The organism is Natrinema salaciae, assembly GCF_900110865.1.
GTDB classification, from domain to species: domain Archaea; phylum Halobacteriota; class Halobacteria; order Halobacteriales; family Natrialbaceae; genus Natrinema; species Natrinema salaciae.
This window is the reverse complement of record NZ_FOFD01000001.1, coordinates 503,332-520,339: the sequence shown is the minus strand read 5'-3', so window position 1 is coordinate 520,339 and position 17,008 is coordinate 503,332. Positions and strand designations below refer to the sequence as shown.

General features: G+C 63.9%; 15 protein-coding genes and 1 pseudogene. 9 read left to right on the top strand and 7 right to left on the bottom strand.

Translation table 11 applies throughout. The features are described from left to right. Positions 1-282: 282 nt before the first annotated feature. Positions 283-1,164, bottom strand: a complete 882-nt coding sequence (locus BMX07_RS02570; protein WP_090613260.1) for a CAP domain-containing protein — start codon at positions 1,162-1,164, stop codon at positions 283-285. Positions 1,165-1,867: 703 nt separating this feature from the next. Between BMX07_RS02570 and gcvT the strand changes: the two genes are divergently transcribed. Further along, complete coding sequence (gcvT, locus tag BMX07_RS02565) at positions 1,868-2,965, top strand: glycine cleavage system aminomethyltransferase GcvT (protein ID WP_090613257.1); 1,098 nt, start codon at positions 1,868-1,870, stop codon at positions 2,963-2,965. Continuing rightward, positions 2,965-3,348, top strand: coding sequence for a glycine cleavage system protein GcvH (gene gcvH / locus BMX07_RS02560; protein ID WP_090613254.1), 384 nt, complete (start codon positions 2,965-2,967; stop codon positions 3,346-3,348). The genes gcvT and gcvH overlap by 1 nt, the downstream gene beginning before the upstream one ends. 68 nt (positions 3,349-3,416) lie before the next feature. Here gcvH and BMX07_RS02555 read toward each other — a convergent pair whose 3' ends face one another. Then, positions 3,417-4,127 (bottom strand): helix-turn-helix domain-containing protein, encoded by a 711-nt coding sequence (locus BMX07_RS02555; protein WP_090613250.1) that lies wholly within the window; start codon positions 4,125-4,127, stop codon positions 3,417-3,419. A gap of 96 nt (positions 4,128-4,223) precedes the next feature. On the opposite strand from BMX07_RS02555, the gene BMX07_RS02550 reads away from it, so the two are divergent. After that, positions 4,224-4,868 (top strand): metal-dependent hydrolase, encoded by a 645-nt coding sequence (locus BMX07_RS02550; protein ID WP_090613247.1) that lies wholly within the window; start codon positions 4,224-4,226, stop codon positions 4,866-4,868. Between the two features lie 179 nt (positions 4,869-5,047). Here the strand turns inward: BMX07_RS02550 and BMX07_RS02545 are convergent, their stop codons facing one another. After that, positions 5,048-6,013, bottom strand: coding sequence for a M48 family metallopeptidase (locus tag BMX07_RS02545; RefSeq protein WP_090613244.1), 966 nt, complete (start codon positions 6,011-6,013; stop codon positions 5,048-5,050). Positions 6,014-6,740: 727 nt separating this feature from the next. Further along, positions 6,741-7,499, bottom strand: a complete 759-nt coding sequence (locus BMX07_RS02540; RefSeq protein WP_090613241.1) for a competence/damage-inducible protein A — start codon at positions 7,497-7,499, stop codon at positions 6,741-6,743. Positions 7,500-7,776: 277 nt separating this feature from the next. Between BMX07_RS02540 and BMX07_RS02535 the strand changes: the two genes are divergently transcribed. After that, positions 7,777-9,126, top strand: a complete 1,350-nt coding sequence (locus tag BMX07_RS02535; RefSeq protein ID WP_090614802.1) for a hemolysin family protein — start codon at positions 7,777-7,779, stop codon at positions 9,124-9,126. 181 nt (positions 9,127-9,307) lie between these two features. Continuing rightward, complete coding sequence (locus tag BMX07_RS02530; protein ID WP_090613237.1) at positions 9,308-10,258, top strand: hypothetical protein; 951 nt, start codon at positions 9,308-9,310, stop codon at positions 10,256-10,258. A gap of 355 nt (positions 10,259-10,613) precedes the next feature. Here BMX07_RS02530 and BMX07_RS02525 read toward each other — a convergent pair whose 3' ends face one another. From BMX07_RS02525 to tnpA, 3 genes and pseudogenes are all read right to left on the bottom strand, one after another. Then, a complete protein-coding gene (locus BMX07_RS02525; protein ID WP_090613233.1) occupies positions 10,614-12,128 on the bottom strand; it encodes a glutamate-cysteine ligase family protein in 1,515 nt (504 codons plus the stop codon). A gap of 358 nt (positions 12,129-12,486) precedes the next feature. Continuing rightward, positions 12,487-13,733 (bottom strand): annotated as a pseudogene (locus BMX07_RS02520) (RNA-guided endonuclease InsQ/TnpB family protein). A gap of 6 nt (positions 13,734-13,739) precedes the next feature. Further along, on the bottom strand, positions 13,740-14,144 hold the full coding sequence (gene tnpA, locus BMX07_RS02515) for an IS200/IS605 family transposase (RefSeq protein WP_090613230.1): 405 nt from the start codon (positions 14,142-14,144) through the stop codon (positions 13,740-13,742). Between the two features lie 370 nt (positions 14,145-14,514). On the opposite strand from tnpA, the gene BMX07_RS02510 reads away from it, so the two are divergent. From BMX07_RS02510 to BMX07_RS02495, 4 genes are all read left to right on the top strand, one after another. Further along, on the top strand, positions 14,515-14,745 hold the full coding sequence (locus BMX07_RS02510; RefSeq protein WP_090613227.1) for an AbrB/MazE/SpoVT family DNA-binding domain-containing protein: 231 nt from the start codon (positions 14,515-14,517) through the stop codon (positions 14,743-14,745). Further along, positions 14,746-15,120, top strand: coding sequence for a PIN domain-containing protein (locus tag BMX07_RS02505; protein WP_090613224.1), 375 nt, complete (start codon positions 14,746-14,748; stop codon positions 15,118-15,120). A gap of 42 nt (positions 15,121-15,162) precedes the next feature. Beyond that, a complete protein-coding gene (locus BMX07_RS02500) occupies positions 15,163-16,641 on the top strand; it encodes a replication factor C large subunit (protein ID WP_090613220.1) in 1,479 nt (492 codons plus the stop codon). A 166-nt stretch (positions 16,642-16,807) separates the two neighbouring features. Continuing rightward, positions 16,808-17,005 carry a hypothetical protein gene (locus tag BMX07_RS02495; RefSeq protein ID WP_090614800.1) on the top strand — a complete coding sequence of 66 codons (198 nt, stop codon included), beginning with the start codon at positions 16,808-16,810 and terminating at the stop codon, positions 17,003-17,005. Positions 17,006-17,008 lie beyond the last annotated feature (3 nt).

Below are 17,008 nucleotides of genomic sequence, written 5' to 3'. Positions count from 1 at the left end.
GTCTGTGGACGGCGAGGGGTGCGCCCGCTATCGCCGTGCCGAGACCGACTCGACCCGGAACGGCCGCCAGGAGAGCGCGTTGCTATCGTGGCGGCACGGCGCCACCACGCCCTCCCCAGCCGATTCTCGAGCCGGGCCCACGAGACATCACGTTTCCGATACACGTACGAATCAACGCTGCTCGCGCTGCGATGGCGTCCACTCCAAAATATCGGACTGCAACCCCCACGTACTGCCAACCGGTAGGACGGATCATCCCACAACCTCACCAACTGCGGTCTGTTAGCACCCGAGGTCGAAGTTCTGCGTCGCGTAGAGTCGACCGCCCTCGTCGACGACGACACCGAGTCCTTCGCTGTCCCACCGTTCGTTGAGAATGTTTCGACGGTGCCCGCTGCTTCCCATCCAGCTCTCGACGCACTCTTTCGCCGCGGTCGCCGGGTCATCGGTGGCAGGCTGATAGAGAATGTTTTCGGCCATCGACCTGCAGACGAGGCCCGCGTCTTCGAATCGGTCACGGACGGTTTCGCCGTCTGGCGTCACGTGGCTGAAGAAGTCGTTCTCGGCCATATCTCTGCTATGCCCGCGAGCAACCTTGGCGACCTGTTCGTCGAATTCGAGCTGATTCAGACCTTCGTCAGCTCGGACCGCGTTTACCTCGTCGTGGATCGCGGCTTCGACCTGCGCACTGTACGTCGAGTCGCTCGAGTCGCCCGGGTCCGTCTGAGTGGCGTCGGAAACGCTGAGAGAAATCGTATCCTTGTCGTACTCACCGTTCGCGTCCCGAACGGCGAGCACGGCGGTGTACTCACCCGGCTTCTCGTACGTGTGAGCGATGGCGGCGTCCGTCGTCGCCTTCGGCTCGGACTCATCGCCGAACTCCCACGCATACACCTCGATGTCGCCCGTGGTGGCGCTCGCATCGAACGTGACCTCGGTGCCGGCATCGACGTTCGTTTCGCTCGCGACGACGTCCGCGACCGGACCCCGTGATCGCGGTTCCGTCTCACCGCCCTCTACCGGGGTGGGTTCGTCGCGACCTGTTCGCGGACAGCGTTCCGAACTGTCGAGCGGTCGTTTTTCGGCCGATGCAACAGCTGCGGTAGCAGCGTATCCGGTAACTCCAGCTGCAGTATAGAGTATTCCGCGTCGGGTTCGTTTCATTCGTCGTTGGTAGTGGGTGTCGCAGTTGTCATACGGTTCGTGGAGCAACGAGCGGTCGCTCCGTGAGCGACATCGACGGAGGGTTTTAATCTTATTTTCCGTTTAAGAGGGAGTGCAACCGTTTGAACGGGCGCAAGTATCGCGGACGGTGAATCGATCATCCGATACTGACGGACACCATCTCCGCGTCGACGGCGGTTCGACTCGCCGGTCGGCCGCGTCGGCGTCGACGTACTGCTCGAGGCGGTCGTCGGTGTGCTCCCGTGTCTGTGGATGGCGACGGGTGTGGCTGCTATCGCCGTGCCGAGACCGACTCGACCCGGAACGGCCGTCGGGAGTGCGTTACTATCGTGGCGGCACGGCGTCACCACGCCCTCCCCACCTGATTCGCTCTCTCCCTCCGGTCGGTCGCTCATCCCTCGCGCAGGACCGTCCGTCGGCCTCACTCTCGTTCGGCCGACCGACAGCGCGCGCCACCGCACGTCAGTCGAGTGGGCCGTCGGAGACGGGGCGGAGGGATCGGCTCGTTCGCTGGTGGGGACAGTCGCGGCGTGCAACCCGTTTGCCGACTGAACACTGCCGTTCGAACGGCGATGCTCGGGGGCCGCGAGCGGATCGGCCGCGGAACGTCGACGCCCGTCCGGTCGCCAGCGGGCGCTGGCCGACGAAAAGACATTACTACACCGCCGCTGATAGCTCGAGTATGCCGCTTCAGACGCCGCCGTTACGTGGGATCCACGACGAGCGTGGGGCGAAGTTCACGGAGTTTGGCGGCTGGGACATGCCGGTCGAATTCGATTCGATCCAGACGGAGCACGCGGCCGTCCGGGAGGACGTCGGGATATTCGACGTCTCGCACATGGGCCAGATACACGTCACCGGCCCCGACGCGCCCGAACTGATGCAACGGCTGACGTCGAACGACATCTCCCGGCTCTCGGTCGGCGATTCCCAGTACGCCGCGATCACCGACGAGGACGGAATCATCATCGACGACACCGTCGTCTACCGGCTGCCGGACGAGGGGGACGACGCGACGTACCTGTTCGTCCCCAACGCCGGCACCGACGAGGCGACCCACGAGCGGTGGATCGACTACCGCAACGAGTGGGGCCTCGAGGCGACCGTCGACAACCGGACCGACGAGTACGCCATGTTCGCCGTCCAGGGACCGAACGCGGCCGACCTGATCGCGGACGTAACCGAGGAGTCGATCACCGACCTCGACCGGTTTCAGGCGCGGTATACGACGATCGACGGCGTCGAGTGCTGGGCCGCCAGGACCGGCTACACCGGCGAGGACGGCTTCGAGCTGATCGTCCCCTGGGCGGCGGCCGAGGAGCTCTGGACGGCGTTCGACTGCCAGCCCTGCGGCCTCGGCGCACGGGACACGCTCCGCATCGAAGCCGGACTCCTGCTCGCCGGGCAAGACTTCGACCAGGAGGACGACCCGCGAACGCCCTACGAGGCCGGCATCGGCTTCACCGTGGCCCTCGAGACCGAGTTCGTCGGTCGGGACGCGCTCGCGGAGATCGAGGCGGCGGGCGTCGACGAAAAGCTCGTCGGCTTCCAGTTGATCGACCGGGGCGTCCCCCGTCACGGCTACGACATCACGAACCCCGAGAGCCGGGTCATCGGCACCGTCACCAGCGGGACGATGAGCCCGACCCTCGAGCGGCCGATCGGCCTCGGCTACGTGCCGGTCGCGTACGCCGAACCGGGGACGACGCTGCAGGTGGTCGTCCGCGGGCAATCGAAGAAAGCACGAGTCGAAACCACACCCTTCATCGACACAGTATAATGAGCTTCGACGTTCCCGACGATAGACGGTATCTGGAATCGCACGAGTGGGCACTCGAGACCGACGGCGTCGTCCGCGTCGGCATCTCCGACTTCGCGCAGGACGAACTCGGCGACGTGGTCTTCGTGGAACTCCCCGACGAGGGCGACGACCTCGCAGCCGAGGGCGAGTTCGGCGTCGTCGAATCGATCAAGGCGGTCTCCGACCTCTACGCGCCGGTCGGCGGCGAGGTCGTCGCGATCAACGAGGACCTGTTCGACGCCCCGGAACTCGTCAACGAGGACCCCTTCGGCGACGGCTGGATGCTCGAGATCGAACCGGACGATCCCGACGAACTCGAGGAGTTGCTGACCGCCGACGAGTACGAAGAGCAAATCGCCTGAGTCACGGTTTCGCCCGTTCTCGAGCGGTCGTCTCGCCGTCAGCGACCGCTCTGGGACCGGCCGACGGCTCACTCGAGGCTCACGAGATGCTCGAGCATCTCGTCGAGCGGTGCTGCCGTCACGGCCAGCGAGTAGCCGTCGATTCGTGCGAGTTCCTTCGCGTGGTCCCAGAGGTCCTCCTCCTCGAGGCCGTGGAGGATCACGGCGTTCGGCGTCGGATTGATCACTCGCAGCGCGATCCCGACGCCCTCTCCCTGGGTCACGTTGGTGAACACGAGGACGCGGTTCGTGCTCTGCCCGTAGAGGCGAAAGAACTCCTCGCTCGAGAGGCGGGTGATCGCCTCGATGCTGTCGATGACGGTGTGGCCGCTGACCTGCTCGGTCCCGCTCGAGGCCACTTCCGTCGCCTCGAGATCGCCGTACAGCCGGGAGAGGGGCAGCGAGGTCGCGTACTCCCGGAGGTCGTAGACGACGTCGCTTTCGAAACCTGCCGAGAGGACGCGGCCGTACTGTCGAATGCGCTCCCCGCCGCGGCGTTCGTCGATCGCGAGCAGGCCGTCGACGAGTCGCCCGACGACGCCGATGCCGGGACTCTCCCGGCGACCACTCTCGTAGTCGGAGATGACCGACGACGAGACGTCGAGTTCGGCCGCGAGATCGGTCTGCGAGACGTCGAAGTCGGTGCGCCACTTTCGCAGCGTCGCGCCGGGATCGTCGCTCAGCGTGATTTCTCCGGCGATCTTCTCCGCGAGTTCCCGTTTCGGTCCGCGTCCGCTCATACCGGACCGTTACTGGGTCGATCCAAGTAGCTACCGGAGACGAGACGACCGCTCGAGTCCAAATACTCAAGCCGCCACGGTTCGAGTCCGCGTCGTATGCCGTCGACTATCGTCCACGTCGCGTTCGCGGGACTACTCGGGGTTGCGTTGCTCGGCGACGAGTTCGAGACCCGTGCGATTCTGACCGTGATGGGGTGTACCGCCCTCCTCGATCTCGACACGGTGATCGGGATCGTCGTCCCCGGAACGCACCGCGCGGCGCTGCACAACGTCTGGATCGTTCTCGTCCCCGCGGTCCTCCTGTACTGGGACTGGACGCTGCGCGACGAATCGTTCGTCCGGACCCGCTGGGGGACCTACGGCTACCGCGTCGCGTGGGTCACGGCAGCCGGGTTGTTCTTCGGACACATCCTGTTCGACGCGTTCTTCAACGGCGTCAACCTCTTCTGGCCGCTCCACAACCGGTTTTACGACCTGTCCGGATCGCTCCTCGTGACGGATCAGCGCGGGCTCGTCCAGACGTTCGTCGAACTCGAGTCGGGCGGCGTCGCCGAGTCGACGGCGCGCGGGACGACCGAGAACACCCACTACAGAACGGGATTCGATCCGACTCGCGGCGAACCGGCGGCGGGGATCGAGCGGATCTTCCCCATCGCGGCGACCGGCGAGCGGTTCGTGCTCGCCGTCGCCGGATATACCGCAGTTATCGCACGAATCGTCGAGGACCGACGGTCATCGTGAGACGGATCTCCACCGAGAGAGCGCCACGATGACGCCGTCATCGAATCGTCGATATTTCACAATTTCGGAGCCTCGGGTGCGCGATCGGTGGCGCGATCGATGCCGTTCGCGGCCATCGCTATCGTCCGGCCAAATCGAGAAGTGACCGGCGACGCCCCCCGCTCCCGTGCTCGCTCGGTTCAGTCGCGTGCGAGCGAGCGAAGCTGGTCGAGACGTGTCTCGAGGGACGGATGTGTCGACCGGAGTCCCGTCCCGCTGTTCGCAGGTCCGAGGGTCGGGAGCACGTTGATCGCGTTCGTCGATCGAGCGTGGTCTCGGAGATCCGTGGTCGGCTTCGAAGTCGACGACTCGTCGAGATTCTCGAGTGCGCTGGCGAGTGTAGCGGGCTCTCCAGTCATCACAGCGGCGGCGCGGTCGGCGGCCAGCTCTCGACCCCGCGAGAAGACGCCGACACCGATCGATGCGACGAACGAGAGGAGATGCCCACAGAGTTCGAAGACGTTCGACGTGCTCCCCTCGTCTTCCGCGAGCGTCTCGGCGGCGACGAGCGGCACCAGTAGGACGGTGATCAGCCGGAGATCGTCGTTGGCGATATGAGCGATTTCGTGTGCGAGTACTGCCGACAACTCGGACTGCGACAGCGTCTCGACGAGCCCCGTCGAGAGCACGATCACTGGCGTCTCGTCCCTACCAGCGCCGACGAGGGGTGCATCCGGCCGATACGTCGTATATGCAAGCGGGGTGGCCGCCGAGTCGATTCTGACCGTCGGCGTCGGAATCCCGACCTGCCTCGCGAGGCGCTCGACTGCGGAGTCGATAGACGACGTCTCGACTATCTCGGTCTCCGAGAGCGGCGACGCTCCCTCCAGGAAGGCGGCGCGCTCGGTTCGAACAGTGCGCACGATTGCTCGAACGAATAATCCTGTAGCGCCGAGCGCACAGAGCGACCAGACGATCGGCCAGAACAATCGAGGAGGAGTGATTCGAACGAAACCAAGGAGATCAGATCCGTACGCGGAGAGAATCATCCCACCAGCGGTTGCGATCGCCACCACGATGGCGAGGCTGCCGGCGAGCACCATCCCGCTGATAGCTGCCCCGAGGACCGCACGGCTTGCAAGTCCAGCCGGTGTTGTCAGTCGCATAGTGAGCCGTTTTCCGACCTGTCTGAAAAATATTTTCTACCCGATCGGACTATCTATAATGCCTGCACAGTAATAATACTGTCTCTAAAATTAAATCAAAAATCTGTATCTGTCGCAATTATATTTATTCTCGATAGCTGAAATTGATGGTTCGGTAAACGGTCGAAGTCGGCGCGGCCTCCTCGGCTCTCGATTGCCGTCTGTGCGGCCCGGTTTTACGAGCGGGGCGACGGGCGCTGGAGCGGTCCTCTGTGGCGTCTGCGTCTATCAGTTCTGTAGTGACGTTGGTGCGATGATCGGTTGTGCCGACTGGATCGCATGTGCTGTCGAAGGTAATACCCCGTGGGGTAGTCAAACGACACCCGATATCCCGGTGGATATACCCCGTCTCGGCGGCTCGCTCAAGTAACACTGCTCTCCGGCTCTGCGTTTGACGCAAGGGGATTCGCGTCTTTTCACCACCTCCTTGCTCGTGTATTGCTTGCTCAATTGCGCCGACTGAACCCGCATCGACCATTGGTATACACCCGGTTTCACGAACCTCTCGAGTTCTCTCCGGCGCTGATCAGCACACAATCGTGGTGACAGTCGTCGAAGTCGCCACCACGATATCGGGGTTGCCGAATCGATATCCCACGACCCTCCCGAGCCAGTCTTGGTTCGAACGCTCGAGATAGCGGTACGCGGATCGAGTCCCGGCCGAACTGCGAAACGCCGCCGACTCGCGTTACTCGGACGCGTTCGTTTCGGTCGGCGGGTCGGTCGTCTCGACGTGCTCCCGCAGCCATCCGATGGCCGCATCGACCGTCTCCGGGTCGGTGCTCGAGACCCGGATTCGGCCGGGCCGGTTCTCGCTCCGCGGATAGCTCCCCACCGAAACGTCGAACCGGTCGGTGACGCCCTCGAGCGCCTCGTGGAGCGATCCCTCCGGTGCCGGCGTGTACAGCGTCTCCGCGGTGGAGTCCCCTTGGAACTCGTCGGCGACCGCCTCGAACATCGCCTTCATCTCGTCGGGGATGCCGGCGAAGACGTAGACGTTCTCGACGAGACAGCCCGGGGCCCACCCCTCGTCGACGACGATCGGCGTCGCACCCTCGGGGATCGAGGCCGCGGCGTCGATGTCGAGCTGGAGGTCGTACTCCGCGACCATCTCGGGGTTCGCCTCGCGGAACGCGGCTGCCTTCTCGACCAGCCGCTCCCGGATCTCGCCGTGGACGACGAACTCGCGCTCGAGGCCGTCGGCGACGGCTTCGACGGTCACGTCGTCCGGCGTGCCGCCGATGCCGCCGGTGACGATCACGGCGTCGAACGCGTCGCTCCAGCGGGCGACGTGCGCCGCGATGAGTTCGCGGTCGTCGGGGATCGTCAGGATGCGCTGGACGGTGCTGCCACGCTCGGTGATCCGCTCGGCCAGCCACGACGCGTTGGTGTTGGTCGTCGATCCCGCGAGAATTTCGTCGCCGACGGTGACGATCGCGACGTTCATAGACCGCCTTCGAGTTCCGTGCAGTTATCCGCTCCGGGGTTCGACCAATCGACCGTCGAGCGCGCCGTAGACCGCGTCCACCCGCCGATCGCCAACGTCACGGTTTTGTAACCCGTGTGCCAAGTGGAGGTATGGTCGTATTCACCGGCGACGGGACCGCAGTGGGGTCCCCGCTGCCGATCGGCGTCCGCCGCCTCGAACGGGACGCGCGGGTCTATCGAACGGGAAGTCGGACAACGCGAGGCACCGGCGGCTCACGGCCGTCGGGGTGGAACCGATGGTAGACCTCGCCTTCTCGTTCGGGCGACTCCTCTTCGCGTTCTTTCTGGTCTTCCTGAACGGCTTTTTCGTCGCGGCGGAGTTCGCGTACGTCCGAATCCGTTCGACGCAGATCGAGTCCCTCGTCGAGGAGGGTCGCCCGGCGGCGGAGCTCGTCCAGGAGGCCGAAGAGAATCTGGACGACTACCTCGCCACGACTCAACTGGGCATCACGATCGCCTCGCTGGGGCTGGGCTGGGTCGGCGAACCCGCCATCGCCTCGCTCCTCGAGCCCGTGCTGGGATCGGTGCTCCCCGCGGGATCGATTCACCTGGTGGCGATCGCGATCGGATTCAGCGTCATCACGTTCCTCCACGTCGTCTTCGGGGAGCTCGCGCCCAAGACGCTGGCTATCGCGGATGCCGAGCGGATCGCACTGCTCGTCGCCGCACCGATGAAGTTCTTCTACTACATCTTCATTCCCGGCATCATCGTCTTCAACGGCACGGCGAATTTCTTCACGCGGCTCATCGGCGTCGAACCGGCATCCGAGCGCGACGAGAGCCACAGCGAGGACGAGATCCTGCGGATCGTCGCCCAGTCGGGCGAACAGGGCGCGGTCGGGATGGACGAAGTCGAGATGGTCGAGTCGGTCTTCGACCTCGGCGAGACGGTCGCTCGCGAGGTCATGGTTCCGCGCCCCGACGTCGTCACCGTTCGAGCGGAGATGCCCCTCTCCGAACTCCGCAGTGTCGCCGCCAGCGGGAGCTACACTCGGCTCCCCATCGTCGACGAGGACGCCGACGACCCCGTCGTCGGGTTCGTCCACGCGAAGGACGTCCTCCAGGCAATCGAGGCGGTAGACGGTGACGAATCGGCCGGCGAACCGACCGCACGCGACCTCGCTCGAGAGGTCATTATCGTCCCCGAAACCCGCCAGATCGACGAGATACTCGCGGAGTTCCGCCGGCGGAACGTCCAGCTGGCCGTCGTCATCGACGAGTGGGGTGCCTTCGAAGGAATCCTGACGATCGAAGACGTCATCGAGGAAGTCGTCGGCGACATTCGAGACGAGTTCGACGTCGCCGAAATGGAGCCCTCCGTCGAAGAGCTCGAGGACGGTCAGTACGCGATGGACGGTGGCGTCTCGCTCGCGGAGGTAAACGAGACCCTGGGAACGGAGCTCGAGGGCGACGCGTTCGAGACCGTCGGCGGCCTGGTGTTGAGTCGCCTCGGCCGCGCCCCCGACGTCGGCGACACGATCGAGGTCGACGGCTACGAGGTGACCGTCGAGGACGTGGAGGGAACCCGCGTCTCGAGGGTGACCGTGAGCGAGAATCCGCCGGCGGCCGAGGAATCGACCGACTGACCGTCACAGCGGCGGGCGAAACGAGTCCGACGCGTCGCCGCCGTTCGGGCGGTGTTCGTCAGAGAATCCCTAGCGCTGTGACCGTCCGGGAGACCTGACGGTCCCTCTCGAGTCGATGACTGTATCCGAATATAACATATTTGCTACATCTTTATGCCCCAAGACGGCCTTCGGTCAGTATATGGATCGCCGGAAATTCGTCGTCGGCGCTGGAATTGGACTGGGACTCGCGGGCTGTCTCGACGCGACCACCGACGGCGCTAGCGGCGGTAATCGTACGGACGACGGGGAGCAGTTCGCCGATGCCGATGATCCGTCCCCGAACCAGAGTACCGGGAATGCCACCGGGACGGACGACCGGCCCGACAGCGAGCGCAACGCCGACACCGAGGAGCGCGAGGAAACCGGCGACGGGGGCGACGGTTCCGAACGGGACGTGACGTTCCACTCCTGTACCCGGGCGACGGTCACCGGGACGTTCGAACCGGACGACGTCGCCTTCGCGAGCACGGGCTTCTACGACGACGGCCTGTACGGCAACACCATGATCGAGGACGGAATCGTCTTCGGCGAGGACGTCGACGCGCCGTTCTCGGGAACGGTCGCGTTCGAGATCGGCTCGGAGTCGGCCGTTCGTGACGGTACCGACGAGATCGTCGTCGAGATTCCGGCGTACGGGAGCGACGGCACCGTTATTTCGGCGCTGACGACCGAGCAGGAGGACTATCTCACGGCGGGGACGACGCACGAAAATCCGAACGCGAGCGCGTGCCTGCGGAACGTAGCGCCTGACGACGGCGACGGTGGCGCAACCGACGGCGAGGGCGACGCGACGTTCGAAATCGTACGTCTCGAGACGAACACGCCGATCGATGCCGGAGCCCCCCTCGAAGTGAGCGCGACGATCGAGAACACCGGCGGGACCGAGGGCACGCAGGACCTCGAGTTGATCGTCGGCCACAGCGCCGAACGGGTCGAGCGGCGAGCGGTGACACTCGGTGCCGGTGAGCGGACGGCGCTCACGACGGGGTACGAGACACCACTGGTCGCTAACGATCAGGAGTTCCCGATCCGTCTCGAATCGGCCGACGACGCGGTCGAGGAGTCCGTTCTCGTTCGCGGGACCGACTGAGGGGGCTCGCAGCACGTCCGCCGGTTTTCGGGGCGGACGCGCCGTGGACGGGTTCACAGTCGTCCAGTCCACGGACGCCCCGGGTTCGAATCGCGTCGCCGAGGGCTCGAGGCGGAGTCCGTTCACGGCGAGTGATACCTCGCGCAGCGTGACCCTCGGGGGCATATCCTTGAGTTCGCTCCACGGTCCCGTCGCTGTGATCGCCGTGGCTCGAGTGATCCTCCATATCGTCCCGATCGGCGTCGAACAACGTACTGCTTGGCGTCGATCCCCCTCGCGTTCGATCGGCTCTCTACGACGTGTCCGTCGCCCGTGTTCGGGGCGGCGGTGTCTCCTTTCTGGGTTGGGACGGACGTTACGTCCACTCCACGATCGGTGTGCCAGCCTTCGATCGACGACCGTACTCGGTTTGCATCTCGCGGACGGCGTCGTCGAACTGCAGACCAGCGTCGAGGGAATCGGCGACGCGCTCCAGTTTCCACCGGCTGGGCGTCGTCCGTTCGCTCCAGCGAGCCTCGATCGGAGCCAGATACTCCTCGACGGTCTCCGACGGAACGCCCTGCTCGCGGAGGCCGCGACGAGCGAATTCGAAGACCTCCTCGTAGATTTCGGTTCGGTCGGTCGTTCGGTCACCGTCGACGGAAACCCACTCGAGATCGGCGTCGATCCCGTTTTCGACGGCGTCGTAGAAGCTCCGCTTGGCGGCGGCCCGATCGAGGGTCTCGAGCGGATGGTCGGCCACACACAACCCGTGGACGAGCCCGGCGACCAGACACTGAAATCCGATGGTTTCTAGAACGGTCGGCTGTGTGGGCAAGGGGCGATATTCGATCCGAATCGACCACCGGTCGCCGTCGTCGACCGGCTGGCCACCGACGACGGTGCGGAGCCACCGCCAGTACGTTCCCCGCTTGTGGTCGAGCTCCCAGAACCGGTCTCCGAACGTCTCGCGGTCGCCGTCGACGAGCCATTCGCGCAAAAACGGGGCACACGTCGGATCGGCAACGAGTTCGTCGATAGCATCGGATGCACGCCGTAACTCCGTCGGGAAGCGAACCTTCTCCCACGCGTCGTTGATAGACTGCTCGAATACCGGAACGCGGAGTTCGTGATACGTTTCGTCGAGCAGCCGGTATGGATCGCCGATATCGTACAGATCCGGCGGCAACAGCGGTGAGTTCGTCGCTAACGAAAGTACCGGGCCGAGCGTCCGCACGGCGGTGTTGTAATAGCGCGGGAACGCCGCGGCGTCGGGGACCTGGAGGTGTGGCTGGATCGAGCTCGCCAGCGATTCGAACAGGATCGTCGGAAACCGGCGGTCGACACCCGGTACAGAGAGGGCGACCGATCCCCCGGTTCGCTCCAGGATGTGGTTGTCGATCGCGCAGTATCGAGGCGATGGCGTCATGTTCTCGGCGATCGTCGTCCCCTCGCTCTCGCGAACTGCGGTGAGGTACTCGTCGCTACCTTCCGGCGGCGGAATCGTCCACATCGCATCCAGAACGATTTCGAGCCCCTCTTCGGCTGCGATGCGTTGGACGGTTCGATAGTCGCGACGGAGCGCCGCCGCCTGTGCGTCGATTCCTTCGCAATCGAACGAGTTCGGATCGGTGTTGAATTCGACGTTTTGCAGCCCGAGTTCCGTGTCGCAGGGCCCCCGGAAGACGCTCTTCGGGACTCGTGCGAGTCGCCGTTCCTCGTCGACGGCGTAGGCCTCGACTTCGATCCCGAGACCGAAACTCGGGTTGCCGAGTTTCCCCACCCGAACGGCGTCGGTGAGGCGGGCGGCTTGCTCGTCGACGCGACGGTCGAACTCGCGTTGCGTCGCGTCCCGGAGCGACCGCGTGACGAGGTCGATGAACTCCGCCATCACCGAAATACAGCGCTTCCAGTCGCATAGAAGTAGGGTACGACGCTATCGTTCTCGTCGTGATGCCCGGTGTATACGCGGAGCCATCGCGCGGGGCCACCGGGGCGGAAGGCGCAAATCGGGTCCGGTGACCGACTGTCCATCCGACGAACCGAAGCGGGGGATGTACAGCTGTGGGATCGAGGTTTCGGTGGTCCGCTGCGGGCCAGCTTTCGAAGCCATCGTTCGCCGTCGTTACTTCGACTACCTCCCGTCGGGAGAATCACGGATGAAGGGATAAATCCCGACGAGTGAGCGTGGTGGGTATCCGTCCGAATATAGGAAAAATGACGCTCCGGAACCAGTGAACTACCCTACCCTACTCACTCGCCGCTGACGCGGCTCGTTCCTTGAGGGTGTAGGGCTTCCTGCTTCCACGACGCGCTTTGCAGACACCGAATCGGTGTCCGTAGGGAGCGCAGTCTCCACAGGCGTTCGTTCGGAGTGTCCCACTCCTACAGCTTCGAGACCGCGAGAAAGAATATTCCACGCCGCGTTCACGTCCCTGTCCGCCTCAAACCCGCAGGCAGGACAGGAGTGGTCACGGACCCACAACGGCTTCTCCGTCGAGACACCGCACGCCGCACACTCCTTGGTCGTCCCCCTCGGGTTGACCGCCACGAAGTGCGTCCCCTCGCGTTTGCATTTGTATTCGAGCAACGAGAGGAACGTTCGCCACGCGGCAGACGCGGTGTTGCGGCTGTTCGACGGCGATTCGAGCATCCCATTCACGTTCAGGTCTTCGACCGCTACGAGGTCGTACTCCCGAGCGTAGTAGTTCGAGAGCTTGTGGAGGAAGTCGCGGCGCTTCCGTCGGAGGTCGGCGTGGCACTCCGCGACTCGCCGCCGTTGCTCCTCGTAGTTGTTCGACCCGTGCTGCTTCCGCGAGAGGGACCGCTGTTCGCGTTCCAGTCGTTCCCGTTCGGCGGAGAGCTCAAGCGACCCGACCGCTATGCCGTCCGTGTCGTGAGCGTACTTGAGAATCCCTACGTCGATGCCAACGCACGTCTCGGGGTTCTCAGGTGGTTCGGGTGGCTCACGGCCCAGTTCGACACCGAACGTGGCGAACCACTCGCCCGTCGGCTCCTTCTTGAGTGTGACCTGCTTGAGTGTCGCGTCGTCGGGGATAGCGCGGTGGAGCCGAATCGGGATGTCCGCGAGTTTCGAGAGTGACAGCACAGTCTGACCGCCCTTCTTGTCGAGCTTGAAGCCAGACTGACTGTACGTGAAACTGCGGAACTCCCGTGGCGGCTTCCACTCGAGTTGACCGACGCCGTAGCCCTTGTTCTTGAGTTTGGAGAGTCCTTTGAGGGTGTCAAACAGTCGTTCCACGACGGTTTGGAGCACTTTTGAGTACACGTCCGAGAGGTCGTCCCACCACTTCTTGAGGTCGGGAAGTTCCGACCGTAGCGTGGTCATGGACGGCAGTTCACCGTGTTCGTCTTGGTACTCGTTGAGGCGGTAGAGCGTGTGGTTGTAAAGTTGCCTACAAATATCTCGGTGGCGGTCCAACTCCTCGCGGAGGGCGTCGGACGGCTTGAGACGGTACTTGTAGGCGTAGTACATGACTCTCTACTCGCGTTGGTTCTCGACGTACTGTTTCAGCACATCAAGCGACACCTGCCCCGTCGAGATGAGGCAGTACGAGTCGTTCCAGAACGAGTCGCCCCACAGTTCGGTCTTCAGTTCGTCCGCGTACTCGTTGCGGATACGGCGGGCGGTCGCGCCCTTGACCGTGTTGATGAACTTCACGAGGTCTGTGGTTGGTTTCGCTCGGAATAGGATGTGTACGTGGTCGTCCTTGCCGTCGAGGTTCGTCAGTTCGACACCGTAGTTGTCCGTGAACCCGCTGATGACCTCGTGAATGAATTGGGTTCGCTCCTCGGTTAGCACTCCGCGCCGATACTTCGTGGCGAGTATCAGGTGGTAGTGGAGCGAATACGTCGAGTGCGCTCCCGAGTCGAGATCGTACTCCATTGGGTTCGGTCAATACCGTACTATCCTACTGCAAAAACGTTGCGACTGCGTGGGCCTGTAGGTCTGCAACCGTAGATTGTATGAGAACTGTGCGGCGCTGTATCCCCTCCCTGCTCGCGCCTTTGGCGCTCGCTGAGGAAGGGGGCGTAGCGCCTACTTCCAGCTAAACGCCGTTCAGCCCACCCCGTTACCAACAAGTGATTGGACAGCGAAGTACGGAAAATACGATGTAGATTCGATGTACTGAGAACGTCGAATATGTCTCGTCGTTCGCTCGTCGATGCGGAGATACAGTCCGACCAGTGGAGATAGAATGGGTCTCTCTGTATATCGGGGAACATTTTTACTTTCGCCCACCATACGCCAAGATATGTCAGACGTAGCGCTGGACGACCGCGGGCGTCTCACGCTCCCGAAGGAGGTCCGAGAGCGATACGGGGACCGATATCACGTTGTGCAGCTTCCAGACGGAGTCAAATTGGTTCCGGTCGCTGACGACCCGCTCGAGGCACTCAGAGACGAGTTTGCGGATGTCAAGAAGTCGGCCGACGAACTTCGTGAAGAAGCACGTGAAGCAGCGCTCGACGAGGCCGGACAGTAAATGTACGCGGAAACCGACTTTCTGCTCGCGCTCATCAAGGATGAAGACTGGCTCGGAGACGCCGCCGAACCGGTATACCGAGACCGACAGGACGAGTTGTGGACGTCGCAATTCACGCTCATCGAACTCCTTTTAGTTGCCTACCGCGAGGACCGCGATACCGAACGGGTCGTTTCGAACGCCGCCAATCTCGTCGAGGTACGCGGTGACGCGGAGACTGTCGTTACGGCGGCAACGTACGTGGAAGACCACGGGTTCACACCGTTCGACGCGCTTCACTTCGTCGAATCGGACGGGGATACTATCGTCTCGAGTGATGATGCATACGAGGACGTTACGCCTCGTCTCGACTTGAAGACGGGCACCGAAGAGTAGCGTCCGCAACCACTAAACGCGACTCGCACCAACCTGTCTCCAATGACCGACTGGACGGAGAAGTACCGCCCGACGACGCTGTCGGAGGTACGCGGCAACAACAAGGCCCGGGACAAACTCGAGGAGTGGGCCGAAACCTGGGACGACCACCGGAAGTCGGTGATCGTCCACGGCAGCCCCGGCGTCGGGAAGACCTCCGCCGCCCACGCGCTGGCCGCCGACATGGGCTGGCCAGTGATGGAGCTCAACGCGAGCGACAGCCGCGGAGCCGACGTCATCGAACGGATCGCCGGCGAGGCGGCCAAGAGCGGCACCCTCACCGCTGGCGGTGCGGGCCGTCGGCTCGTCATCCTCGACGAAGCCGATAACTTCCACGGCAACGCCGACTACGGCGGCTCGCGGGAGGTCACGCGCGTCGTCAAGGATGCGAACCAGCCGATCGTGCTCGTGGCCAACGAGTTCTACGACATGAGTCAGTCGCTGCGCAACGCCTGCGAGACCATCGAGTTCCGGGACGTCTCGAAGCGGTCGATCGTCCCCGTGCTGCGGGACATCTGTCGCCGCGAGGACGTCGAGTTCGAGGAGGAAGCGCTCGAGGCGATCGCCGAGTCGACGAGCGGCGACCTGCGCTCGGCGGTCAACGATCTACAGGCGGTCGCCGAGGAAGCCGAGCGGTTGACCGTCGACGACGTGGTGACGAGCGAACGCGACACCACCGAGGGGATCTTCGACTTCCTCGACGAACTCATCAAGGAGCGAGACGCCGAGGGCGCGCTGCGAGCGTCCTACGACGTCGACGAGACGCCGGACGACCTGCTCAACTGGATCGAGGACAACGTCCCGAAGGATTACGAGGGGGCGGAACTGGCCGACGCCTACGAGTTTCTCTCGAACGCCGACCGCTGGCTGGGGCGGGTTCGAGCCACGCAGGACTACTCCTACTGGCGGTACGCGACGGACAACATGACCGCCGGCGTCGCCGCTTCCCGGCAGGGCGACAAGGGCGGCTGGACGCGGTACGGCCCGCCGAGCTACTGGTCGAAACTCGGGCGGACCAAGGGAACGCGGAACACCCGCGATTCGATCGCCGAACGCGTCGCCGAACGCGAGGGATCGAGCGTCGCCACCGCCCGCCGGGAGATCCTTCCGTTCCTCTCGGCGATGACCCACCACTGCAAGAACCGCGACCTGACCGTCCGCATGGCCGCGGCCTACGATCTCGACGAATCCGAGGTCTCGTTCGTCACCGGCAGCGGAAAAGACACCAACAAGGTCCAGTCGATCGTCACGGACGCCGAAGAGCGGAAAGCCGAGCAAGCGGTCGAACACTCGGGCAACGCCTTCTTCCAGGCCGACGGCTCGAGCGACGACGGCGACGACAACGCCGACGCCGACGCCGACGACCAGCAGACCCTCGCGGCGGCGAGCGACGGCGAACGCGGCTCGGAGTCGGCCTCGAGCGAGGCCTCGACGACCGAGGAACCGGACGACGATCAGTCCGGCCTGAACGATTTCCTCTGATCGCGGACGCCGTCCCGCCGATCGATCGCTTTCGACCGCGTCGAACGGGCCGTCGCTGGACCCGTCCGAACAACCGAGTTTTATTCATCTCGAATATATCTATACATAGATTGATCGACACTATTACGTCGCTAAACGGTGTGAGTTTCTCGTGGTGACCGGCCGAATGACAGACCCCCACTGCTGCCCGCTCTGTACCGAGACGTACGACGACCGGACCGACCTCCGCGTCCACCTCGAGGTGGAACACCGGAAGTCCGAGGTGGTCTCGTTTCTCGTCGAACTCGACGCGGCGGTAACCGATATTTCGTCCGAACGCGAGCCGCCGACGGTCGACGACGGGCCACAGGCCCCGTCGGCCTGAGCG